Raw genomic sequence first — 22167 nt, forward strand, 5'->3', positions numbered from 1 at the left:
ACTTCGTCACGGAGTGAGGCTTTTCCCGGAGTTCGCCGTACCCCGGGGGGCTTCGGGCTAAGCTGCGATGGCGGACTTCAGCACCCCCGTCCCCGCCCGCCATGCCGCGGATCCCTCCCCGCTGCGGCGACGGAACCGTCGAGACCTCCGAAACCCGACCCCTGGCGGCTGTCATGGCGAACCATTCAGCGGTCCGACCCCCCTCGGACACCCCGGCGACCTCAGCGCACACCGCACGCGAGACGGCGTGGCATCCGCGGAGCCTGCTCGCCTCGCTCCCACCGGACGACCGGGCGGCCCTGCTGCGCCTGGGCACCCCGCGCCGCTTCGAACGGGGTGCGATGCTGATGCGGTTCGGCGAGGCCGGACACGACGCGCACCTGATCCTCGACGGCTGCGTGAAGGTGCTCGGCGGGCACGCCGACGGCCACACCACCCTGCTGGCCGTCCGCATGGCGGGCGACATCGTGGGCGAACTCTCGGTCCTGGACGGGCGGCCCCGGTCCGCCACGGTGGAGGCGGCCGCCCCCACCCGGGTGCGGACCATCGGCGGCGGGGCGCTGCGGACCTTCCTGCACGAGCACCCCGGGGTGGGCACCGCCGTGCAGCACAACGTCAACGCCAAGTTGCGCGAGGCCATCGGGCACCGCACGGACAGCTCCGGGGCGCCGGTGATGCTGCGGCTGGTCCGGGTGCTGGACCGGCTGGGCCGGTACTGCGGCCGCCGCACCGAGGAGGGCCTGGCCATCTCCGTCCCGCTCAGCCAGGCCGACCTGTCCGCCCTGGTGGGCGCCACCGAGCAGAGCGTCCGTCGGGCGCTGGGCGTGCTCCGCTCCTCCGGGGTGCTGCTCACCCGGTACCGGTCCCTGGTCATCGCCGACACGGACCGGCTGGCCGCCCTGGCGGAGGAGACGGCTCCGGAGCCCGCGAGGCGCAGGACGTGAGCGGGCTGCCGCCCGGGAAACGGCGCGTCTGCCTCATGGCGGACATCGAGTCGTACAGCACCCGGCGCAACACCGAACAGCTCTCCCTCCAGAAACGGCTGCGCTCCGTGGTGGAGGAGGCGGTGACCGCCGCGGGGGTCCCCCGGCGGCGGGTCGACGTCCAGGAACAGGGCGACGGGCTGCTGGTCCTGCTTCCGCAGAAGCTGGACGACGAGCCGCGGGCGGTGTCCCTGCTGTACACGGCCCTGGGCGACGCCGTGGGCCGGGGCAACCTGCGGGTGCGGGCCTCCCTGCGCATGCGGCTGCGGGTGGCCGTCGGCCAGGGCATCACCCACCGCGGGGCCAACGGGTGGAGCGGCGACGGGGTACTGGAGGTGTCCCGGCTGTGCGACTGCGGGCCGCTGCGCGCCGCCCTGGCGGAGAACCCCGGGCGCGACGTGGGGGTGATCCTGCCCCACCACCTGTACCGGGACCTGGTCGAACAGGGGGACTACCCGGGTCTGGCCCCGGAGGGGTTCACCCGGGTGGCGGTGGAGCTGCGGCCGGAGCGGCTGTCCGGGGACGCCTGGATCGGCCTGCCGGAGACGGCCGCCGCCCCCGGCCCGCGGGCCGCGCCCGAACACGACCGGCGGGTGCGGGGGCTGGGCCTGTCCCTGACCGACGGGATGGCGCGCGGGGCGGGGGCCGCGGCCGGGGCCGCCGCCATGGGGTTCGTGCTGGACCACACCCTGTCCTCCGGTTCCGACGGGGACGGGGGCCCGGCCGACGCGCAGGAGGACCCCGGTGCGGGCGGCGAAGCGGACGGCGGCACGGACGCCGACGCGGGGTGAGGCCCGACCGGACCGCGGGGGCCCGGCCGGGCGTCCGCGGTCCGGTCAACGGGCGGCGGCCCACTCCTCGACCTTGCGCGCCGCCCGGTCCTGGATGGAGTCCAGGGAGCGCTGGTGCCCGGCGAGCCGCCGCCTGCGCTCGTCGGCGGCCTCCTTGGCCTGGTCCCGCTGCTGGAGCGCGTACTGCACCTGGTCGCGGACCTCGGTGATGGAGTCGGCGAGGTCGCGGTCGACGCGCTGCCGGTGGGCGTCCAGTTCCCGGTGGACGTCGGCGGCGAGGTCGGCGGCCAGCTCCGGGACCTTGGCGCGCAGTGTCGCGGCGACGGACTCGGCCGTGGTGCGCACGATCCTGTCGTTCAGCTTGTCCATCTTGAGCAGGGTGTTCACGAACCCGGTGGTGAAGACCGCGGCGGCGAGCATGACGGGGCCGAAGCCCAGCATGCTCAGGCCGAAGGCGACCGCCAGCTGCGGGACGAGCGTCTTGGCCATCTCCTTGAACCCGAGCTGGGAGCCGACCAGCAGGGCTCCCGGGTTGAGGAGCAGGCCGACGCCGACCCCGGTGATCCGGGAGAGCGTGGAGGGCAGGTGCTCCCCGCCGTCGGGGTCGCCGGCGTTGAGCAGGGAGGTCCGGATCGATTCGAGGTTCTCGGCGAAGGAGACGAACCGCTCGCCGATCTGCTCCTCCAGGTCGGTGGCGCGCTCGTCCAGCAGGGCCGCCAGCTCCGTCTCCCGCCAGTGTTCGACGTGGGCCATGATGCGGCCGCTCAGGTCCTCCGTCACCTCCTGGGCCCGCGCCTGGGCCTGGGACCTGGCCTTCCAGAACTTGAGGGTGACCCGGCTCTCGTGATCGCCCTCCTGCGCCCACTCGACGCAGGAGGCGGCGGCGGACCGGAGCATCCGCTCGGCGGCGTCGACCACCATGAGCCGGGTGGCCTCCAGGTGGTTGCGGACGGTGCGGTCGATACCGCTGCGCTCCTCCCACAGCCGGTCCAGGGGGATCTGCTGGCGCTCGTACTCCTCGGTGAGCCGTTCCAGGTCCTGGTCCATGAGGGTGTACAGGTCGTCGATGGTGGAGCGGGCCCGCGCGGCCAGGGCGCGGATCTCCGAGGACGCACCGATGATCTTGACCCGGCTGCGCTGCTCGGTGAGGAAGCGCTCCAGGTTCTCCTCGAATTCGGGCACGCCGGAGGCCGCGAGGGCGCCCGGCGCGCCCTCGGTGCGCCCGCGCAGCGCGCCGCGCGCGTCGGTGAACAGGACCCGCTCCCCGGTCAGCCCCCACCTGTCGCGGACCCGGCGCAGCACGTTCTCGCGGAACTCGTCGACCTCGTCCTGGTCCACCTGGTCGATCCGGTTGACCACGAGGTAGAGGTTGTCGTGGTCGAACACGCCCAGGTCCTGGTCGATGACGGTGCGCTCGCTCTCCGTCAGGGCCTGGACCGCGTTGACCACGAACACCACGGCGTCGGCCTCGGCCGTGTACCGGAGGGTGATGCGGGAGCGCTCGGGGTCCTCGTTGAGGCCGGGCGAGTCGACGATCCGGACGTTGTTGCGGCACAGCTCCAGCGGCCAGGCGACCTCGGCCCGTTCCCAGGTCCGGGGTGAGGTGCCGTCGGCGTCGATCGTGATGTGGTGGACGAGTTCCTCGGGGGCGACGGCGAGTGGCCGCGCGTCCGCGGCGAGCGGGTGGAGGGTGACGGCGCGCTCCTCTCCCCAGGTGACGACGGTGAGGACGGCGGTGGTCGGCCACCCCTTGGCGGGGAGCACCTTCTCGCCGAGCAGGGCGTTGACGAGGGTGCTCTTGCCCGCGTTGAACTCGCCCATGAACACGACCGAGAAGTCGTCCCTGAGCACACGGTGGCGCAGGTCGGCGACCTGGCCCCCCAGTGTCCTCTGGCCGAGTTCCCCGACCGCTCCGGCCAGCCCGTCCACCAGGTCCAGGAGTTCCCCCCGCACCTGGCCGAACGCCTGGTATCCGCTGATCACCCGTGTGGTCCGGGTCATCGTCCCGCTCCCCTCGTCTGTACGGGCCCCGCCTCAGCGAGGACCTCGGCGGTCAGTTCCCGGACCCGGTCCGCGATCGCGGTCCAGTCCGGTCCGGGTTCGATGGCGGGCACGGAGGGCCCGTCGCCGCGGTGCCACTCCTCGCGTGAGCGGGTCACCTCGTCCTCCAGGTAGCCGTAGAGCCGGTCCAGCTCGTCGCGGACGGCGTCCGCGCAGGCGTCGATCTCGGCGTCCACCAGCACGGGCAGCCGCTCTCCCACCGTGTCGCGCTGCTCCTGGGCGAGGGAGCGCAACCGGACCTCGCCCAGGGTGGTGCCGACCACCGAGGCGGTCAGGGCCAGCACCGGGCCGAAGCCGGGCAGCAGCAGCGCCGCCGCCAGGGCCGCCCCGGAGGGCGCGACCCGGTAGACGACCCGGCGGCGGCCCAGGTCGGTCAGGTCCCGGTCGTCGGGCACCGGGACCTCGACCCTGGCGAACCCGGAGGCCGGCGGGTCGGGTACCCGCAGGTGCAGGCCGAAGGATTCCGACAGGGCCGCGTCCACCGCGGTGATGTCCTGGGCCGCGACCGGCTGGAGCTTGAGGCGGATCTGCTCGTTCCAGAGGGTGAGCCGCTGCCCGATCCGGTGCGGCAGGTCGCGGGTCCACCAGCGCTGGGGGTTGGTGCTGTTGCCCAGTTCGTAGCGGAGTGCGGCGGCCAGGGTGTCGCGGGTGCGGTCGCGGTCCTCCCGCAGGCGCGTGTACACGGCGTTGCGGCGGGCGCGGACGTCCTCGCGCAGCAGGTCGAACTCGCGGAGCCGGTCCTCGTGGACGTGCCGGGCGGCCGCGGCCTCCCGGGCCCGCAGCGCGCGGTCGGCGGCGGCCTCCCGCTCCCCCGCCGCGGCGCGCTCTCCGATCCGGGTCAGGCAGGCGGCGAGCCGGTGGGCGACGTGGTGGTCGCGCGCGGCGCCGGGCCCGTCGGCGGCGTACGCCAGCCAGGCGCGGACGTCCTCGGGGAGCGGGGCGGAGCCGTCCCCCGCCGGTACGACGGCGACGCCCAGGTCCGGTGACATCTCGTGAGCGCGCTCGCGGACGTAGCGCACGACCTCGTCACGCTCCTCCTCGTCCACGAGTTCGGTGTGGACGAGGACGATGAGGACGTGCCCGGGTGCCAGGCCGCGGTCGAACAGCCCCTCCAGGAGCGACCGTTCGGTGAGGGTGAAGGCCGCGGTCGCGGTCAGGGTCAGCAGGACGGCGTCGGCGGCGTGGGCGGCCTGGTCGCCCTCGGGGACGAGGAGGAACTCCAGCCCCCGGTCGGCCAGCGCCGGGGTGCCGGCCCGGACGGCGGTGATCTCCGGGTCGGGTCCGGGCGCCGCCTCCAGGCGGGTCCAGCCCCGGCCGGTCCGGGCCTCCCAGGTGTCGCGGTCGGCGGGGTGGACCAGCACCGGAAGGTCGGCGCCCCGGCCGCGCGGCAGGATCGGGCGGCCGACCAGGGCGTTGAGCAGCCGGATGCGCTCGGGCACGGGTCCCATCGCGACGGCCACACGGACCTGTTCGCGTTCGGCGTGCGCGGCGATGTCGGAGAGTTCGTCGAGCAGGGCGGTGTCGGCCCCGGCCAGGTCGGCCAGGGTACGGGCGGCGGAGAGTCGCTCGCCGAAGGGGCGCGGCGGCTCAGTCATCGAGACCTCCGAAGTGGTCGGTGGTGGTGAGGGCGGCGACGCCGCGCAGCCGGGCGCGCTCGCGCGCGACCTCCGCGCGGTGTGCGACCGCCTCGGCGTGCCCCTCGGCCAGGGCACGGGATCGCTCGGTGAGGGTCTCCTGTTCGGCGCGGTGGGCGCGGTGCAGGGCGGCCACGGTGTCGGCGTAGGTGTCCCGGTACCAGCGGGCGCGGCCGCGCAGTTCGGATTCGGCCTGCGCGACCAGGCCGTCGGCGGCCTCCAGCAGGTGGTCGACGATGTCGGAGACCGCGTCCTCCAACGGCCCGTAGGCCCGGGTGACGGCTTCGTCGCGGACCGTTTCCATGTCCCGGACGAAGAGGTGGCCGCCCAGGAAGCCTCCGATGATGCCGCCCAGCACGGTGCCCACCCCGGGCAGTAGGAACGACCCGATGAGGGCTCCGGCGCCGAAGCCGCCGCCGATGGACATGACGTCGCGGCGGCCGTCGGCGGCGAGGAACGCCTCGGCCGCCACGAAGTCGTGCGCGGCGGGGCGCATGTCGAGGGCACCGCCGCGGGCGTCGGAGCGGGCGAGTTCGGCGCGGGGCGCCGTGTCGATCCTGCGGAGCGCGTCGTAGGCCAGCATGAAGGCGGCCCGCAGATCGGCCAGCACCGAGTCCAGGCAGCCGCCGATCCGCCTGTGGACGCGATCGGCGCCCATGTCCAGGAAGACCCGCAGCCGGGTGTCCGCCCAGGGGGCGATGTCGGTGGTGAGCACCTGGCGCACCTGCGCGGCGTTGGCGCAGGGTTTCATGGCCTCGTGCATCCGCTCGCGGATGCCGGCGAGGGTGTTCTCGGCGTCCCGCTGGAGGTCGGTGCCGAGGGAGGCGCGTTCGGCGGTGAGGGCGCCCAGACCGGTCTCGACCTGGCGGGCGAGGAGTTCGTTCATGTCGGCGGGGGTGGCCGCGTCCAGTTCGACACGTCGCCGTTCGAGGCCGTCGCGGTACTCCCCGAGGTCCTGTTCGAGTTCGGCGAGTGCGCCGGAGACGACCCGCAGGGCGGTGTCGGCGACCGCGGAGGGGCGGCGCAGCTCGGTGACGCGACGCAGCCAGGTCCGGGTGAGCTCGAAGCGCTCCACCCAGACGCGGTCCGCGGTCGCGGCCCCCTCCGGGCGCAGCGACCTGACCACGTGCAGCGGTGCGACCCACGCCAGATCGGGATCGACCCCGAGGTGGTCGCCGATCCGGCGGCGGGCGGCGGCGTCCATGGGGTCGAGCTCGTCCGGTTCGATGTCGTCGGCGCGGGTCACCACGAACACGCAGCGGGCGCGCAGCCCGTCGTCCAGTTCCTCCGTGAGGAACGCCGCCATGCTCTCGGGCAGGACCTTGCTCTGCTGGTTGACGACGACGGCGGCGTCGGCGTCGGCGATCGCCTGCCGGGTCAGGTCGGCGTACCCGCGGGTGGACTCGGCGCCGGGTGTGTCGATGAGCACGAGCCCGCTGGCCAGCAGGGGCGAGGGGAGCTCGACCCGCACCGAGGCGACCAGGGGCGCCACGGCGGGGTCGGTCGTGACGGTGCGCAGGGCGTCGCGCAGCGGCAGGACGTCCAGTGCCCGCTTCACCTCGTGGACGGCGCGGGCGGCGGTGGCGGCCCGGACCGGTCGGAGCCGTCCTTCTCCGACCGGTACCGGGCCCTCCCCCTCCCATCGGTCTCCGTCCCGGAACCCGACCCGGAGGGTGAACCGGCGGCCGTAGGAGATGTGGACCACCGCGGCGGTGGTCTCGCCGATCCCTGAGGCCAGGAGCTCGATCTCCAGGAGCGCGTTGATGAAGGTGCTCTTGCCGCTGCTGAAGGCGCCCAGCACCGCCAGGTGGTAGTGCTGTTCCGCCAGCCTCCTGCGGGCACGGCCCAGCGTCGCGCCCCACAGGGCGCGCCGCGGGTCGTCCCCGTCGTACAGGCCGAGCAGTCCCTCGGCGAAGTCGAGCCGTTCCCCGGCCGCCGTGACCCCTGGTGGCATCCGCATGGCCGCTCCCCTCGTTCGAGAGAACGAGACCACGGCATCGACCGGGCTGAATAGCGCAAATGCTCGGTTCCGCGGAGCAATCCCCTACGCGGCCGCCCCGTCACCCACCGCACCCTGTGGGCGGGGGCCGTCAACGCCCCGTCGTCGGCCCCCAGGGTTTGGTCACCGAGACCGCGATGGCGAACGCGACCGCCGTGGAGGAGACCACCGGAGGGAAGAGCATCTCCGGATCGAAGGCCAGGGCACCCCCGGAGGCCGACGCCGCCCGCGCCTCCTCGGCCAGCGCCCCGACGGCCGGGGAGAGCGCGAAGACCACCAGGAGCACCAGGACCACGTTGAGCACCAGCTTGACCAGCACCCATTTGTAGCGCACCAGCCCGTACCTGCTCCCCAGTCCCAGCACCACACCGCTGGCCAGGGTGAGTGCGCCGACCGCGATCATGGGCCAGGTGGCGAACGCCGCCGCGGCCACCGCCAGGGCCGCTCCGTCACCGCCCAGCAGAGCGGTGACCACCAGGATCCCCAGGACCAGATCGAGCCCGAGCCAGGCACCGGAGGCCGCGATGTGCACGATGAGGACGGCCTTGCGGGTGCGGGGGCCGAGCCTGCCCGGGCGCCGCCGCGGGGTCGGCCGTGATCGCCTCCGCCCGCCCCGCCGTGTCCGCTCCGTGGTTCCCGCCGTGTCCATGGCCCCTCCGCTCATCACCTGTGCGGCCAGTATTCGTGTGGGGCGGCGACACGGCGTACAGCGTGCGGCGTATCCGCGCGTACGTGATTTCGCGGGTGCGCCCAGGGATCGGAGGTGATCCACGCCACGTTCGGCCGCCGGGGCGTGCCACCGGGACTGAACACTGTTTACCCTGGCGGTGAACAGTTGTTCACCCCCTCCCACCCCCCGGAGGCCCCATGTCGTCCGCACCGCGGATGCCCGCCTGGCTCACCACCGGCGTCCTCACCCTCTGCGGCATGATCGTCGCCCTCCAGCAGACCCTGGTCATCCCGCTCCTCCCGGACCTGCCCGGGATCCTGGACGTGTCCGCCGACGACGCCTCCTGGCTGGTCACCGCCACCCTGCTGGCCGGCGCCGTGGCCACCCCGATCGTCGCCCGCATGGCCGACATGTACGGCAAGCGCCGCATGCTGCTGGTCTCGCTCGCGGTGATGACGGCCGGGTCCCTCATCGCCGCCGTCGGCGGGAGCTTCGTGCCGCTCCTGATCGGGCGCGCCATGCAGGGGTTCGGGGCCTCCCTCATCCCGGTGGGCATCAGCATCATGCGCGACCAGCTGCCCCGGGAGAAACTGGCCGGGGGCGTCGCGCTGATGAGCGCGACCCTGGGCATCGGCGGCGCGCTCGGACTCCCGCTGTCGGGGGTGCTCTACGGCGCGTTCGGATGGACGTCCCTGTTCTGGTCCACCGCCGCCGTCGGCGCCGTGCTCATCGCGCTCATCCGGCTGTCGGTCGCCGAGTCGCCGCAGCGCTCCCCGGGCCGCTTCGACATCCTGGGCGCCCTGGTGCTGTCCGTCGTCCTGGTCGGCCTGCTGCTCGTGTTGTCCAAGGGCGCCGCCTGGGGCTGGGGCGGACCGCGGGTGCTCGCCCTGACCGGGGTGTCGGTCCTGTTCCTGGCCCTGTGGATCCCGCTCCAGCTCAAGACCCGCGCCCCCATGGTCGACCTGCGCACGGCGGTGCTGCCGCCGGTGCTGCTGACCAACATCGCGTCCTACTTCGCCGGGTTCGCGATGTTCCTCAACGGCCTCGTCCTCACCCAGGAGCTCCAGGTGCCGACGGAGACCGGGTACGGCCTGGCGCTGCCGGTGGTCACGGCGGGTCTCCTCATGGTGCCGAGCGGGCTGATGATGCTGGCGTTCTCCCCCGTGGCCGGCCGCATGCTCGACCGGTGGGGCGGCAAGCCGACCCTGCTGATCGGGCTGGCCCTCATGGGGCTGACCTACCTGGTCCGGGTACTGGTCCCCGGTTCCCTGGTCAACGCGGTCCTGGGGAGCACCCTGGTCAGTGTGGGCACGGCCATTTCCTTCGCGGCGATGCCCGTCCTGATCATGAGCGCGGTGCCCCGTGGCGGGACCGCCGCCGCCAACGGGATCAACGCGCTGGTCCGCTCCCTGGGCACCTCCTCGGCCAGCGCGCTGCTCGCCCTGTTGTTCGCGTCGCTGACGGTGACCGTGGACGGCGTGCCCCACCCGTCGGCCGCGGGCATGGACGCCGCGCTGTGGGCCGGGGTCGCGGCCTGCGCCGCGGGCGTCGCCGTCGGGCTGTTCATCCCGGTGCGGGGGCGGGAGGCCGAACCCGACCCGGGTCCCGTGCCGGCACCGCCCCGGGACCACTCGGTGCCGGCCCCCGACGCGGACGGTTACCCTCGTCATCCCCGGGAATCCACGGGGACCTGAACGCCGGGAGCTCCGCACCGTGACCAGAACCGACAGCCGTGAGGCGATCATCGCCGCCGCCCGGGCGCTCTTCAGCGAACACGGGTACAAAGGGGTGACCGTCCGCGACATCGCCGCGGCGGCCGGTGTTTCCCCGGCCCTGGTCATCAAGCACTACGGGAGCAAGGCCGAACTCTTCGACGCCATGGGGCCGCACCGCATCCCCACGGGCGACCTCGACCTGCCCCGGTCCGCGCTGGGCCGGGCGCTGGTGCAGAAGGTCCTCACCCGCCACAGGCACGGTCTGCCCGAGAACTGGCTGATGACCACCGCCCGGGTGCGCGAGTCCCCGGGGGCCGACCGCGTTCCGGTGTGCGAGGAACTCCTGGACAGCGTGGCCCGTATCATCGGCGACACCACCCCGGACCGGCGCCACGCGAGCGCCGTCGCCTGCCAGATGATCGGGCTCGCCGAGGGCCTGCGGGTCGTGGGCCTGTTCCGGAAGCTCCCCGACGAGGAACTTCTGGACCTGTACGCTCCGGCCGTGCAGGCCCACATCGACGCCTGCGCCCCCGCCGTACCCGACCCGCCCGCCGGGGGCCGGGGACCACGCGGCGCGACGTCGGCGGTTCCGGGCCGCAGGACCTGACGTCGCACCGTACCCGGGACAGGGCCCGCCGGGTCCGCACCTCCTCCAGGGCCCGAGCGGAGGGCATCCCATGAGGATCAGCAACGAATTCGTCGTCCACGCACCCGTCGAGCGGTCCTGGGAGCTGCTCACCGACGTGGAGTCCCTCGTCCCCTGTATTCCCGGGGTACGGCTGGTCGGGGCCGACGGCGACACGCACCTGGCCGAGGCGCGCATCAAGGTCGGCCCCGCCGTGGTCGCCTGCCACGGAACCGCACGCCTGGTGGAGAAGGACGAGAGCGCCCGCCGCATCGTCGTCGAGGCGACCGGCCGGTCCCGGCGCGGCGAGGGGACCGGCGCGGCCCTCATCACCGCCGACCTGCACGGACGCGGGGAGCACACCGCCGTGTCCGTGACCACCGACCTGGAGCTGACCGGCGGGCTGACCCGCTGGAGCGAGCCCGTGCTCACCGAGGTCGCGGGCGGGCTGATGGAGCGCTGTGCCCGCCGCCTGGACGAGCATGCGCCCCGGGGCGGCACGGACGGGGGCCCGGCCGCGCCGAAGCGGGACGGGGTCGGCGTCCAGCGGCTGTGGTCGGCGGCCGCCCTGCTGGTGGTGGCGGGCAGCATGCTGCTGGGCTACCTGCTCTTCGGCTAGCCGTACCGGCCACGGAGCCACAGGACGACGTCGCCACCGCCTACACCGTCGGCCACCTGTGCGGTCTCCTCACCATCGTGCCGCCGACCGGCCGGATCGCGCCCCGCATCATGCGGTTCGACCTGCGCGAGGAGTCGGCGAGGCTGTGGCGGAAGAGCAGAAGGTGAGCGGCGGCCGGGATCGGGGCGGGGGGAGGCCCCGGCGCCGCCCAAGACCCTGTTGCAGACCGGCGATGTGCCGGCCGTCGTGGTGGCGCCCGCCGACGTCCGGAAGGTCGAGAGGAGGCCCGGGTACCCGATGGTCTGCCAGAGGACCACCGGCTTCGTCCGCCTGGAGCCGGGCCCGGCACCGGGCGTCCTGGCCGACCGGATCGTCGTCCCGGTCTGTGACCGGCGGCCGGCCCCTTCCGGTCCCGGTACCGCCCGGGCCGCGTTACCAGGGGGCCGGTCTTGTCCCCGGAGGACGGCTCTGGTGATATTGGTGTGTCCCCCGTCACCCCCGGCGGGACGCACCCCCCGATCTGGCGCACGGAGCACGCGCGGGCGTGCCACGGACGGCTCCGCCGTGCGTCCGCGCCGGAGGAGACATGACCCGTCCCCCGCGGGAGAGCGGCCGCACGGACCCGTTCTCCGACATCCCCCCGGAGGTGGGCGCCCGCCTGCGCTCCCTGGCGCCGGTGCTGGTGGAGGAGGCCCTCGCCGGTATCCACCGCAGGCTCGGTGAGGCCCTGGTGGCACCGGGCTCGAAGATCGGGGCGCGCCGCCTGCTCGACATCGGGGTGCAGGGCTTCATGGCGCGGTTGGGGACGGATCGCGGCCCCGACGAGGCACTGCTCGCGCGTTTCCGGGCGTTCGGCGCCCACGAGGCCGGACACGGACGCGGCCTGGAGCGCCTGCACGCCGGAATGCGCGTCATCGCCGCCGTCGTCTGGCGTGTCCTGTCCGACGACGACGCCCTGTCCCGCGACCGGCTGGGGCCGCTGGGCGAGGCCGTCCTGCTCTTCCAGGAGGAGCTCGGCGCGGCCGCCGCCCAGGGGCACGCCCGGGTGAGCTCCGCGGGCGTCGACGCCTCCCGGCACCGCCGCACCCGGTTGCTGGAGGCCCTGCTGACCGGGGTCGGCCGGGACCCGGCGGCGGTCGCGGCGCTGGCCCGCGGCGCCCACTGGCGCACACCCGAGCGCGCCGCCGTGGTCCTGGTCCGCCCCGGGCCGGCGGGCGGCGGGGCCGGGCGGCCCGACACCCTGCCCCCGTCGCTGCCGCCCGACGCGCTGGTCGACCTGGAGCGCCCCGAACCCTGCGCGCTGCTCCCCGATCCCGAGGGCCCCGGCAGGCTGCGGGCGCTGGAGCGGTCGCTGCGGGGCGCCTGCGCGGTACTGGGGCCGAGCGTGCCGCTGGAGCGAGTTCCGGAGTCGCTGGAGCGGGCCCGGGATCTGGCCGAACTCGTGCGTTCCGGGGCGGTCCCCGGGAACGGCCTGGTGCGCTGGGACGACCACCTGCTGGCGCTGCTGTTCTCCCGCGACACCGGCCTGCTCTCCGCGATGGCCCGGGCCCGGCTGGCTCCGCTGGCCGAGCTGCGCCCGCACCAGCGGGAGCGGATGGCCCAGACCCTGCTGGCCTGGCTGGAGGCCGGATCCAACGCCAACGAGGCCGCCGAGCGGCTGCGCATCCACCCGCAGACCGTGCGGTACCGGATGCGGCGGCTGGAGGAGCTGTTCGGGGCGCGGCTGCGCGACCCCGGCGAGCGGTTCGAACTCGAACTCGTGCTGCGCGCCCGCCGGCTGCCCGGGACCGTCGAAGACCCGTGAGGGTCGCACGGAGGCCCCGGGCGGATCGGGGTCAGTCCCGCGGGGCGAGGTCCCGGACCACCCCGGCCGGGTCGATCCCCGGCGGCAGGATCGGGGCCAGGGCCGGGGTGGTCACCCCGTTCTCGACGTAGGCGCCGATGCGCTCACGGCAGTACTCGGCCGGGCCGTGCACGATCAGCTCGTCGACCACCGAGTCGGGGATGGCGGCCAGCGCGCCCTTGCGGTCCCCCTCGTCCCAGGCCTTCCACATCGGGTTCAGCTCCTCGCGGCCCAGCCACTCGTGGAACGCCCGGTACACCGGGACGTTGAGGTAGGCCGAGATCGCCCAGCGGCCGATCCCCCGGGCGGTGTCCGCGTCGGCGCCGGGGATGACGAAGATCCGGGCGACGATCTCCTTGCCCTCGCCCTGTTCGTGCACGTACGGGACCACGGTCCGCACGTCCTCGGGGGACAGCCAGTTGATGATCGCGCCGTCGGCCTCACGCCCGGCCAGCCGCAGCATGCCCGGCCGCAGCGCCGCCACCAGGATCGGCGGGACCTGCGGCGGCACCGCGCCCAGGGTGAAGCCCTGGACGGAGAACGTGTCGTAGTCGGCCTTGACCCGGGCGCCGGTGAACGCCTCGCGCAGGAAGCGGACGGTGTCGCGGACCTTCTTGAAGGGCTCGGTGAAGGGGATGGCGTTCCAGCGTTCGACGATGACGTTGGAGGAGGTGCCGATCCCCAGGGCGAACCGGCCGGGCGCGGCCGCGGCCATCGTCGCCGCGCTCATCGCCAGGGTCGCCGGGCCGCGCGTGTAGGCGGGCACGATGGCGGTGCCCAGGCGCAGGTCGGGAGCCCAGACCGAGGCCAGGGCCAGGGGGGTGAACGCGTCGGTGGCGCCCGCTTCGGCCGACCACAGGTCGGTGTAGCCCTGGTCGGGCATGCGCTCGATGATCGCCCGCTGGTCGAGGAGCGGGATCCCCTCAAGCGGAACGGTCATGCCCCAGCGACTGGTCATGGTGGCTCCCTGTCGGTGTCGTCCGTGCCGGTGACCCCCGACCATACCGCCCGGTCGGTCTGTTGTCTTCGGGCGGGCCCGCGACATGGCGACCCGGTCCCGCACCGGAAGTGCGGTCCCGCACCGGAGTATGTTCGTAGGGCCCGAAGAACACAGCGGACGAAAGAGGCCCTCACCGTGGCCGTACCACCCTCCCCCTACGACTTCCTGCCCCCGGTCGCGCCGTTCACCGTGACCAGCACCGACGTCGCCGACGGGCGGCTCCTGTCCCGCGCCCAGGTCAGCGGGATCATGGGCGCGGGCGGCGAGGACGTCTCGCCACAGCTGTCCTGGAGCGGCGCCCCCGAGGGGACGCAGAGCTTCGCCGTGACCTGCTTCGACCCCGACGCCCCCACCGCCAGCGGGTTCTGGCACTGGGCCGTGGCCAACATCCCCGCCGACGTCACCGAACTGCCCGCCGGGGCCGGATCCGGTGAGGCCGGCGCCCTGCCCGCCGGTGCCGTCACCCTGCGCAACGACGCGGGCGGCCACCGCTACATCGGCGCCGCACCGCCGGCCGGGCACGGACCGCACCGGTACTTCTTCGTGGTGCACGCCGTGAACGTGCCCGAACTGGCCGTGGACGCCTCCGCCAGCCCGGCGTTCCTCGGGTTCAACCTGTTCTCGCACTCCATCGGGCGCGCGATCATCACCCCCGTCTACGAACAGAAGTAGGGCGGGGACGGACGGCGTGTCGAGGGCGGGTGTCCTCTCCCCAGAGAGCACCCGCCCTCGGCCCTCTTCCTCCCGGGGGCCGATGGATACACGCGCGAGGGGGTCCAACGGTTCACCGCCGAGCCGGATCCGGCCAATGACGGGCCATCACGCCCGCCGGAGACTACTCTCGGTCCATCCCCCCGCGATCCGCCAGACACGGCTTGGAAGGGTTCGTCCGGTGCCAGAGAAGTCTTCGAGGAAACCGACCATCGTGGTGACGACGGCGGGGTCGGCGCCCACCCCCGGCACCATCCTCCACCTGCGGGCGCAGGGCTACCGTGTGGTCGCCACCGACGTCGACCCGACCGCACCGGGCCTGTACCTCGCCGACCGCGGCCACCTCGTCCCCCCGGGTGACAGCGAGGCCTTCCTGCCCCGCATGCGCGCGCTGTGCGCCGAGGAGGGCGCGGTCGCCGTCATCCCCCTGGTCGACGAGGAACTGCTGCACGTCGGCGGCCTGGCCGAGGACGGGGTCGCCGTGCTGCTGCCGCTGCCCGAGTTCGTCGCCACCTGCCTGGACAAGTACCGGCTCATGCGCGAACTCGACGCCGCCGGGATCGGTGTCCCCCGCACCCGGCTCGCCTCCGAATGGCCCACCGACACCTTCGACGCCGAACGGGGACTGGTGGTCAAGCCGCGCAGCGGCCGGGGCAGCCGCGGGGTGCGGATCATCGACTCGGTCGACGACCTGGCCCGGGTCGTGGCCGAGAGCGGTCACCCCGCCGACGAGCTCATCGTCCAGGAACGGATCACCGGCCCCGAGTACACCGTGTCCGTGGTGGCCTGGCGCGACGGCGGTGTACAGGCCGTCGTCCCCAAGGAGGTCGTCCTCAAGCAGGGCGTCACCAAGTACGCGGTGACCCGCCGCAACGAGGCGGTCATCGAGACCTGCCGGGCGGTCCAGGAGTCCCTGCGGGCCGACGGGCCCTTCAACGTCCAGCTGTGCCTGGACGAGAGCGGCACGCCCCGGGTGTTCGAGATCAACCCGCGTTTCTCCTCCACCTCCGCGCTCACCGCCGCCGCCGGGGTCGACGAGATCGCCGGCCTGGTGGGCCAGGCGATCGGGAACGGCCCGCGGCTCGCCGACGACTGGCGCGAGGGGGTGACCATGGTGCGGCGCTGGACCGACGACTTCATCGACGAGGAGCAGTTCACCTCGCACGGCATCAGCCCGGCGCCCGCCACCGTCGGCGTTCCGGTCCGGGACCCCGGCCCGGCGCCGGTGGTACCGGTGACGGGTCGGTGAGCGGGACCGTGAGCGAGCCGATGGGCGGGACGGGCGGCGCGGCCACGGGAGAGCCGGGCGGCGGGCACCCGCTCGCGGAGGCGGTGGCCGGGGCGGTCACCGAGGTCGGCGTCCTGCTGCGCGAGTGGCGCGCGGACGCCGCGGCACTGCGGGGCGTGTGGGAGGGGAGCCAGTTCAAGGCCGAGGCCGACGCCCGGGCGCACCGGGCGCTGTCGGAGCGGCTCACCGCGATCGATCCGGGCATCCCCGTGGTCAGCGAGGAGGACCCCGATTCCCTGGCCCGGGAGCGTCCGCCCCGGTACTGGCTGATCGACCCCATCGACGGGACCGCCAGCTACGCGCACGGGTTCCCCGGGTACGTCACCCAGGCCGCCCTGGTCATCGGCGACCGCCCCGAGGTCGCCGCCGTGTACGCCCCCGAGCCCCGGACCCTGTACACCGCCGTGCGCGGCCGGGGCGCCCGCCGCGACGGCGTCCCCCTGCCCCGGCACCGGGCCGCCCCGCCCGGGCACGGGGTGCTCACCGACAACACCCCCGAGCCGCGCGGCATCGCCGCCCGGGTCGCCGAGCACTTCGGGTACGACGGCTACCTGGAGAGCGGCAGCATCTCCCTGAAACTGTGCCTGATCGCCGAGGGGACCGCCCACCTGTTCGTCAAGGACGTGCCCGTGCGCGACTGGGACGTGGCCGCTCCCGGCCTGATCCTGGCCGAGACCGGGGGGCTGCTCACCCGGCTGGACGGCACGCCCTTCCGGTACCGCGGAGGGTACGAGCACACCGGGCTGGTCGGCGGAGCCGACCCGGCGACCTGCCGCACGGTCGCGCGCTGGCTCGCCGACCGATGACCCTTCCCCCGCCCCGGGGCGCGCGCGTATCGTGTGGGCACCGCACCGCGCCCCAGGGGGTGGGAAGTGGAGAACGGGTACCGTACACGCGCCTCCGACGATGAGCGCGAGCAGATCGTCGAACGGCTCACCACGGCGTTCGTGGAGGGCCGCCTGGACCTGGTCGAGTACGAGCGCCGGGTGGAGTCGGCACTGCGCGCGGTGCTGATCGGGGAGCTCGACCGACTCATCGCCGACCTGCCCGCGCCCGCCCGGCCGCCGCTCGTACCGCCCGCCCGGGAGGAGCCCCGCTGGGAGCACGCCGACGAGTGGCGCTGGTGGCTGGGCATCGCCGTACTCCTCACCGGGGTGTGGGGCGCGGCGGTCCTCATCGGCGGCGAACTCGTGCCGTACTGGCCGCTCGTCCCGTTGGGCATCTGGGCGGCGGTGCTGTTGGCCTCCCTCATCTGGCCCGACGAGGGAGAACCCCGCTAGCCGACGGCATGGAGCCAGCGGACGGGCGCACCGTCACCGGCATAGCGGAACGGCTCCAACTCCCCACCCCAGGCACGACCGGTGAGGCGATTCGGCCCGACGAGGGAGAACCCCGCTAGCCGACGGCATGGAGCCAGCGGACGGGCGCACCGTCACCGGCATAGCGGAACGGCTCCAGCTCCTCGTCCCAGGCACGACCGGTGAGGCGGTCGATCGCCGCCGCCAGGTCGGACCCGCCCGCGGCGGCCTCCTCCACGGCCAGGCGCAGCCGGCCCTCCGGCACCAGGACCTCCCCGGCCGCGCTGGTGACCGCGGTGAACATGCCGAGGGACGGCGTGTAGCTGTAGCGCACGCCGTCGCAGCCGGGCGACCCCTCCTCGGTCACCTCGAACCGCAGGCGCTGCCACGTGTTCAGCGCCGAGGCCACCTCCCCCGCGGTCCCCGGCCGCCCCTGCCAGTTCAGCTCGGCACGGTGGTTGCCGGGTGCCGCTGGTTGGGCGACCCAATCGAGTTTCACGGGCACTCCTACGACACCCGCGACCGCCCACTCGACGTGTGGGCACAGCGCCGCGGGCGCGGAGTGGACGTACAAGACGCCACGTGCGGACACCGAACCTCCTGATACGAACGAGTGCGCTTCCCCGACGCCCTCGTACCACGAGAAGGTTGCATACCCGCCTGAATGCCTTTGCCCCATTGTGCCCGAAGGGCACCCTGAGGACCAGCGATCTTCTGGGATCTTCCGGCATCCCCCGCCCCTCCGGAGTAACCTGTGCCCCGAAGGTGCTATAGGGGGAGTCCGATCATAGTGGGGGCGTGTTTGCCAGACCAGTCGCACGAGGACCCTGAAACCGTACTTTCCAGCGACCCACGGCACGAACGTCCCCGAACATTGGCCACAACCGGACTCGACCTTGACGATGCCGAACTCGTGCGACAGGCGGCGTGCGGCAGCCGTGGGGCCTGGCGGGACATCGTCGACCGCCACCTGCCGATGGTCAACGGCATCGCCCGTTCCTTCGGACTGTCCGCGCCCGACCGCGAGGACGTCGTGCAGACGGTGTGGCTGACCCTCAACCTGCACCTGCCCCGGCTGCGCGAGCCGCACCACCTGCGCGCCTGGCTGTCCCGGGTCACCCGCGACAAGTGCCTGCGCCAGCGCAGGCGCGACGCCCGCCAGTACCCGACCGATCCGGAGAAGTTCGCCCACGTCGACGGGGACGCCCCGGACCCGGAGGCCGAGTACCTGCGCAAGGAGCGCGACGAGGCGCTGCGCCGGGCGGTCGACCGGCTGCGCGACCCGGCCGAGCGCCGGGCCGCCCTGCGCTTCCTCGAACCCGATGCCGCCCCGCCGCCGCAGGACCGCCGGGTCGCGTTCAACGAGCGCCGCCGCATGGTCCGCAGGCTGCGCAACACCTTGGAGGACGAGATATGAGCGGCCGGGAGGGCATGGAGGGCCGGGAGGCCGCACTGGCGGCCTTCGACCGGAGTGCGGACGACATGGACCTCGCCGCCCTCGTGGTCGACCGGGGGCCCCGCCTCGAAGAGGTGCGGTCGGTGGACGACCCGGTCGTCGGAGAGCTGGCCTTCGAGTTCGAGGACGTGCGCATCGACCTGTCCCTGCACGCCCGCGGACCGTCCCGGACCCTGTCCGGGACGGTCCGGGGCGAGTTCGGGTACGCCCTGCTGGAGGCCCACCGGCCGGGCGGCCGGCGCGAGGACGTCGCCTCCATCGAGGAGACCGGCGAGTTCGCCCTACAGGATCTGCACCGCGGGCCGATCCGGCTCACCCTCCGCCGTGACGCCGAGGCCCCGCTCATCACGGAATGGTTCACCCTCTGACCGCCGTCCGGTGTGCGGGCCGCGGGACCCCGGCGCCGTGCGCGTTCGGGCCTCCCGCGGGGGCGGCGCACCCTGCGCGGGGGAGAAGGCCGGGAACACCCCCCAGAGGGTGACCCGCGGCTCCGTCCTCGGCGGCGGGGCCCAACGGTCACAGATCGGGCGGTTCCGAATTGCCATTGCACCCCGACAGGAACCACCGGGCCGTCGTCGGTTTTCGCCCCGTCTTGCCCCCGTTTGAGCGACCGACTCCGAGGTGACTTCGGGTTCACGCCTCCACACGGGCGGTGACCCGCTGCTATTCCTAGAGGTGCTCCTCCCCCTCGGAGAAAGGCGGCCGGACCTTGACCCCGTCCCCTCCCGCACCCCGTTCCTCGACCCCCTCCGTCCGTTGGCGAACAGGCCGGGACGGGCGGGTGGAAAGGTCCGGCCGCCTTCTCCTCCAACGCGTGATCCTCGGTGTCGACCTGGCCGAACGCGGCCTGTTCGACCAGACCGTGGAGATCCTGGACGGCACCCATGCCCGGCTGCGGCGGCACCCGTTGGCCGAGGAGGCCGCACCGGTCCTGCCCGGGTTCCTCGCCAACCTGGGGTTGGCCAGGATCCTGTGCGGCGGTTTCGGCGCTGCCGAGGACCACCTGGAGGAGGCCCGTTCCCTGGCCCGGGAGCGGAACCTGGACCTGTTGGAACTGGTCACCCGGCAGAACCTGGGCTGTCTGACGCTGCGCAGGGGCGACCCCGCCGGGGCGATCGCCGTGTTCACGGACCTGGCGCACCGGCTGCCCGCCGACCGGCGCGAGGCGCTGTGCACCGACCTGGCGGAGGCCCTGCTGGCCGAGGGCCGTCTGGAGGAGGCCGCGCTGACACTGGCGGACGGCCCGTGGGCGCACGGCCGGTCGGCGCAGCCGGTCACCCTGCTGGTGGAGGCCAAGCTGCGGTTGCTGCGCGGTGACCGGTACCGGGCGCGGGAACTGGTCCGCCGGGTCCAGGACGCACACGGTCCGGGGTCGCTGTGGTTCCGCTTGGCGGTACGGGTGGAGGCGATGGCCGACCGGGTGTGCGCGGCCCCGTTGGAGCGGTTGTACACCTCGCCGCAGGAGCGGGCGCACGCCGCACTGGAGCTGCGGCGACCGTTGAGCGTTTCCCGGCCCGTCCCCCGTCTGGTGGCGGCGCACCGGGCGGTGGACGTCCGGCTTCCCCCGTGGCCCCCCGCCCCGCGGATGCCCGGCGGGCCGCGGGTGGTCCACGGATCACACCCGGCCCGGACCCCCCGGGCGACCGGTGGCCCACGGACGGCCCACGGGCGGCAGGAGACCTCTGGTCCGCGGGTGACCCATGAATCACAGGAGATCGGTGATCCGTGGGCGGCTTGCGCGGGACCGGCGGGAGGGGATCCGCACGTGGCCGGGGATCCGCAGGTGGTACGGGCCGGGGTGGAGGTGGCGCTGGCGCGGGGTGATCTGCGCGGGGCGCTGGAGTGGGCCGAGTTCTCCGTGCCCCCGGAGCCGCGGGTGCCGGCGGGGCGGTGCGACCCGGTGGTCGAGCGGTACCGGGAGGCGCTGGCGAACGGGCGGGACCGGCACTGCCTGGTGTACGCGCGGCGGTGGGAGCGGGCACGGTACGCACGCGGCGTGCCCGACCGGGAGTGCGGTCCGGTGGGCGCCCGGTTGTCCGGGCTGTTGGCCGACCGGGCGTTCGTGCGTCTGGTGGTCGTGGGCGAGGTGGTGGCGCTGGTCGTGGTCGACGGCCGGGTGCACGCCCGGTCGCTGGGCCCGCCCGCTCGGGTGGCGCGGGGGGTCGCCGCGGCCCTGGCCCCCGTGCTGGCGCTGGTGCGCGACCGGCCGCTGGTGATCGCCGCCGATCCGCGGCTGGGTCACCCACCGTGGGGTGCGCTGCCCGGGCTGCGCGGTCGTCCCGTCGCGGTGGTGCCGTCGGCACGGTCGTGGGTGGACCGGGCGGCACGGCCGCTCCCCCACTGGCGGCGGGTCCTGCTGGCGTCGGGACCGACGCCGCGGGGCGCCGCTCGGGAGGTCGCCGACCTGGGCGGGGTCCATTCGGGGGCGCGCAGGGCCGCCCGGGTCCACGAGGTCGCGGCGGGGGCCGCGGGCTGCGACCTGGTGCACCTGTCCGGGCACGGCCGGGTGGCGGAACGTTCCCCGCTGCTGTCGTCGGTCGCCCTGGCCGACGGCCCGCTGCTGGCCCTGGACCTGGTGTCGGCGGCACCGCCGGAGGTGGTGGTGCTGACCTCGTGCGGGGCCGGACGCTTCGCCGGGGCGCTGCTGGCGGCGGGGGTGCGCGCGGTGGTGGCCAGCCCGGCCCCGGTGCGCGATGCCGGGACCGGGCGGGCCGTGGCCGGTTTCCACCGGGCGCTGGCGGCGGGTGCCGCTCCGCCCGAAGCGGTGGCCGCCCATCTGGGACGGCACGGCTTCGTGTGTCTGGGGGCCTGACTCACCAGCCCCGTTCGCGCCACTCGTCCAGGTGGGGGCGCTCCACGCCCAGAGTGGTGTCGCGGCCGTGGCCGGGGTAGACCCAGGTGTCGTCGGGCAGGACCCCGAACACGCGCTCCTCGACATCACCGAGAAGGGTCCGGAAGTCCTCGTCGGACCAGGTGCGGCCGACTCCGCCCGGGAAGAGGCTGTCCCCGGTGAACAGGTGGGTGTGACCCTCGGGGTCGTCGTAGCGCAGCGCGATGGACCCGGGTGTGTGGCCGCGCAGGTGGATGACGGTGAGGTGGCCGTCCCCGACGGGGATCCGCGAGCCGTGGACGACGGGTTCGTCGACGGAGACGGGCAGCTCCCCTCCGTCCTCGGGGTGGGCCACGGTCCGGGCGCCGGTCTCACCGACGACCTCGGCCAGGGCCTGCCAGTGGTCCTGGTGGCGGTGGGTGGTGATCACCCGGTCGAGTCCGTCGGAGCCGACGAGTTCGAGGATGCGGTCGGGTTCGGCGGCGGCGTCGATGAGGACGGCTTCGCCGGTGGAGCGGCAACGCAGCAGGTAGGCGTTGTTCTCCATGGGGCCGACACTGATCTTGGTGATGGTCAGATGCGGTAGTCGTCGCAGGTCGGCGGGGCCGCCGACCCTGGTATCTCCGGAGTAGCTCACCCGACCA

The 22167-nt window shown here is 74.2% G+C and carries 21 protein-coding genes; 13 read left to right on the top strand and 8 right to left on the bottom strand.

Annotation, left to right across the window (positions count from 1 at the left end):
* Positions 1–173 precede the first annotated feature (173 nt).
* Both QJS33_RS08365 and QJS33_RS08370 read left to right on the top strand, forming a co-directional pair.
* Positions 174–944, top strand: a complete 771-nt coding sequence (locus QJS33_RS08365; RefSeq protein ID WP_306367299.1) for a Crp/Fnr family transcriptional regulator — start codon at positions 174–176, stop codon at positions 942–944.
* Entirely contained in the window at positions 941–1774 is an 834-nt protein-coding gene (locus QJS33_RS08370; protein WP_306367300.1) for a hypothetical protein, read from the top strand. The genes QJS33_RS08365 and QJS33_RS08370 overlap by 4 nt, the downstream gene beginning before the upstream one ends.
* Positions 1775–1819: 45 nt before the next feature.
* Here QJS33_RS08370 and QJS33_RS08375 read toward each other — a convergent pair whose 3' ends face one another.
* The 4 genes from QJS33_RS08375 to QJS33_RS08390 all read right to left on the bottom strand — a co-directional run bounded on the left by QJS33_RS08375 (position 1820) and on the right by QJS33_RS08390 (position 8117).
* Positions 1820–3775, bottom strand: coding sequence for a dynamin family protein (locus QJS33_RS08375; protein WP_306367301.1), 1956 nt, complete (start codon positions 3773–3775; stop codon positions 1820–1822).
* Positions 3772–5430: a hypothetical protein gene (locus QJS33_RS08380; protein WP_306367302.1), complete on the bottom strand. Its 1659-nt coding sequence runs from the start codon at positions 5428–5430 to the stop codon at positions 3772–3774. Before QJS33_RS08380 ends, QJS33_RS08375 begins: the two co-directional genes overlap by 4 nt.
* Positions 5423–7429 carry a dynamin family protein gene (locus QJS33_RS08385; RefSeq protein WP_306367303.1) on the bottom strand — a complete coding sequence of 669 codons (2007 nt, stop codon included), beginning with the start codon at positions 7427–7429 and terminating at the stop codon, positions 5423–5425. The genes QJS33_RS08380 and QJS33_RS08385 overlap by 8 nt, the downstream gene beginning before the upstream one ends.
* A 130-nt stretch (positions 7430–7559) precedes the next feature.
* Positions 7560–8117, bottom strand: coding sequence for a hypothetical protein (locus tag QJS33_RS08390; RefSeq protein ID WP_306367304.1), 558 nt, complete (start codon positions 8115–8117; stop codon positions 7560–7562).
* A 218-nt stretch (positions 8118–8335) separates the two neighbouring features.
* Here QJS33_RS08390 and QJS33_RS08395 point away from each other — a divergent pair, with 218 nt between their 5' ends.
* The 4 genes from QJS33_RS08395 (at position 8336) to QJS33_RS08410 (ending at position 12901) form a co-directional block, all read left to right on the top strand.
* On the top strand, positions 8336–9832 hold the full coding sequence (locus QJS33_RS08395; RefSeq protein WP_306367305.1) for an MFS transporter: 1497 nt from the start codon (positions 8336–8338) through the stop codon (positions 9830–9832).
* 19 nt (positions 9833–9851) lie between these two features.
* Positions 9852–10460, top strand: coding sequence for a TetR/AcrR family transcriptional regulator (locus QJS33_RS08400; RefSeq protein ID WP_306367306.1), 609 nt, complete (start codon positions 9852–9854; stop codon positions 10458–10460).
* A 70-nt stretch (positions 10461–10530) separates the two neighbouring features.
* Positions 10531–11097: an SRPBCC domain-containing protein gene (locus QJS33_RS08405; RefSeq protein ID WP_306367307.1), complete on the top strand. Its 567-nt coding sequence runs from the start codon at positions 10531–10533 to the stop codon at positions 11095–11097.
* 586 nt (positions 11098–11683) lie between these two features.
* Positions 11684–12901, top strand: coding sequence for a CdaR family transcriptional regulator (locus tag QJS33_RS08410; RefSeq protein WP_306367308.1), 1218 nt, complete (start codon positions 11684–11686; stop codon positions 12899–12901).
* A gap of 31 nt (positions 12902–12932) precedes the next feature.
* On the opposite strand, the gene QJS33_RS08415 is transcribed toward QJS33_RS08410, so the two are convergent.
* Positions 12933–13898, bottom strand: a complete 966-nt coding sequence (locus QJS33_RS08415; RefSeq protein ID WP_306367309.1) for an LLM class F420-dependent oxidoreductase — start codon at positions 13896–13898, stop codon at positions 12933–12935.
* Positions 13899–14075: 177 nt separating this feature from the next.
* Here QJS33_RS08415 and QJS33_RS08420 point away from each other — a divergent pair, with 177 nt between their 5' ends.
* The 4 genes from QJS33_RS08420 to QJS33_RS08435 all read left to right on the top strand — a co-directional run bounded on the left by QJS33_RS08420 (position 14076) and on the right by QJS33_RS08435 (position 17219).
* The gene (locus tag QJS33_RS08420; RefSeq protein ID WP_306367310.1) at positions 14076–14612 is read left to right on the top strand and encodes a YbhB/YbcL family Raf kinase inhibitor-like protein; all 537 of its coding nucleotides are present in this window, start codon (positions 14076–14078) and stop codon (positions 14610–14612) included.
* Positions 14613–14865: 253 nt separating this feature from the next.
* Positions 14866–15900 carry an ATP-grasp domain-containing protein gene (locus tag QJS33_RS08425; protein ID WP_306367311.1) on the top strand — a complete coding sequence of 345 codons (1035 nt, stop codon included), beginning with the start codon at positions 14866–14868 and terminating at the stop codon, positions 15898–15900.
* Between the two features lie 20 nt (positions 15901–15920).
* Positions 15921–16745 carry a 3'(2'),5'-bisphosphate nucleotidase CysQ gene (locus tag QJS33_RS08430; protein ID WP_306367362.1) on the top strand — a complete coding sequence of 275 codons (825 nt, stop codon included), beginning with the start codon at positions 15921–15923 and terminating at the stop codon, positions 16743–16745.
* 66 nt (positions 16746–16811) lie between these two features.
* Entirely contained in the window at positions 16812–17219 is a 408-nt protein-coding gene (locus QJS33_RS08435; protein ID WP_306367312.1) for a DUF1707 domain-containing protein, read from the top strand.
* On the opposite strand, the gene QJS33_RS08440 is transcribed toward QJS33_RS08435, so the two are convergent.
* Both QJS33_RS08440 and QJS33_RS08445 read right to left on the bottom strand, forming a co-directional pair.
* Positions 17216–17356 carry a DUF3145 family protein gene (locus QJS33_RS08440; RefSeq protein ID WP_372339618.1) on the bottom strand — a complete coding sequence of 47 codons (141 nt, stop codon included), beginning with the start codon at positions 17354–17356 and terminating at the stop codon, positions 17216–17218. The genes QJS33_RS08435 and QJS33_RS08440 overlap by 4 nt on opposite strands.
* Entirely contained in the window at positions 17335–17829 is a 495-nt protein-coding gene (locus QJS33_RS08445) for a DUF3145 domain-containing protein (RefSeq protein ID WP_306367313.1), read from the bottom strand. The genes QJS33_RS08440 and QJS33_RS08445 overlap by 22 nt, the downstream gene beginning before the upstream one ends.
* 282 nt (positions 17830–18111) lie before the next feature.
* On the opposite strand from QJS33_RS08445, the gene QJS33_RS08450 reads away from it, so the two are divergent.
* The 3 genes from QJS33_RS08450 to QJS33_RS08460 all read left to right on the top strand — a co-directional run bounded on the left by QJS33_RS08450 (position 18112) and on the right by QJS33_RS08460 (position 21505).
* Positions 18112–18654, top strand: a complete 543-nt coding sequence (locus QJS33_RS08450; protein ID WP_306367314.1) for an RNA polymerase sigma factor — start codon at positions 18112–18114, stop codon at positions 18652–18654.
* Entirely contained in the window at positions 18651–19061 is a 411-nt protein-coding gene (locus QJS33_RS08455; protein ID WP_306367315.1) for a hypothetical protein, read from the top strand. Before QJS33_RS08450 ends, QJS33_RS08455 begins: the two co-directional genes overlap by 4 nt.
* A 446-nt stretch (positions 19062–19507) precedes the next feature.
* Complete coding sequence (locus QJS33_RS08460; protein WP_306367316.1) at positions 19508–21505, top strand: CHAT domain-containing protein; 1998 nt, start codon at positions 19508–19510, stop codon at positions 21503–21505.
* Between the two features lies 1 nt (position 21506).
* On the opposite strand, the gene QJS33_RS08465 is transcribed toward QJS33_RS08460, so the two are convergent.
* A complete protein-coding gene (locus tag QJS33_RS08465; protein ID WP_306367317.1) occupies positions 21507–22160 on the bottom strand; it encodes an MBL fold metallo-hydrolase in 654 nt (217 codons plus the stop codon).
* Between the last annotated feature and the right edge of the window lie 7 nt (positions 22161–22167).

This window comes from Nocardiopsis sp. CC223A (genome assembly GCF_030766825.1).
Classification (GTDB): Bacteria; Actinomycetota; Actinomycetes; order Streptosporangiales; family Streptosporangiaceae; genus Nocardiopsis.

Coding starts and splice junctions, on each gene's coding strand:
- QJS33_RS08430 (WP_306367362.1), top strand. CDS start 15,921: ATGGGCGGGACGGGCGGCGCGGCCACGGGAGAGCCGGGCGGCGGGCAC.
- QJS33_RS08385 (WP_306367303.1), bottom strand. CDS start 7,429: ATGCGGATGCCACCAGGGGTCACGGCGGCCGGGGAACGGCTCGACTTC.
- QJS33_RS08405 (WP_306367307.1), top strand. CDS start 10,531: ATGAGGATCAGCAACGAATTCGTCGTCCACGCACCCGTCGAGCGGTCC.
- QJS33_RS08365 (WP_306367299.1), top strand. CDS start 174: ATGGCGAACCATTCAGCGGTCCGACCCCCCTCGGACACCCCGGCGACC.
- QJS33_RS08415 (WP_306367309.1), bottom strand. CDS start 13,898: ATGACCAGTCGCTGGGGCATGACCGTTCCGCTTGAGGGGATCCCGCTC.
- QJS33_RS08390 (WP_306367304.1), bottom strand. CDS start 8,117: ATGGACACGGCGGGAACCACGGAGCGGACACGGCGGGGCGGGCGGAGG.
- QJS33_RS08410 (WP_306367308.1), top strand. CDS start 11,684: ATGACCCGTCCCCCGCGGGAGAGCGGCCGCACGGACCCGTTCTCCGAC.
- QJS33_RS08455 (WP_306367315.1), top strand. CDS start 18,651: ATGAGCGGCCGGGAGGGCATGGAGGGCCGGGAGGCCGCACTGGCGGCC.
- QJS33_RS08395 (WP_306367305.1), top strand. CDS start 8,336: ATGTCGTCCGCACCGCGGATGCCCGCCTGGCTCACCACCGGCGTCCTC.
- QJS33_RS08380 (WP_306367302.1), bottom strand. CDS start 5,430: ATGACTGAGCCGCCGCGCCCCTTCGGCGAGCGACTCTCCGCCGCCCGT.
- QJS33_RS08375 (WP_306367301.1), bottom strand. CDS start 3,775: ATGACCCGGACCACACGGGTGATCAGCGGATACCAGGCGTTCGGCCAG.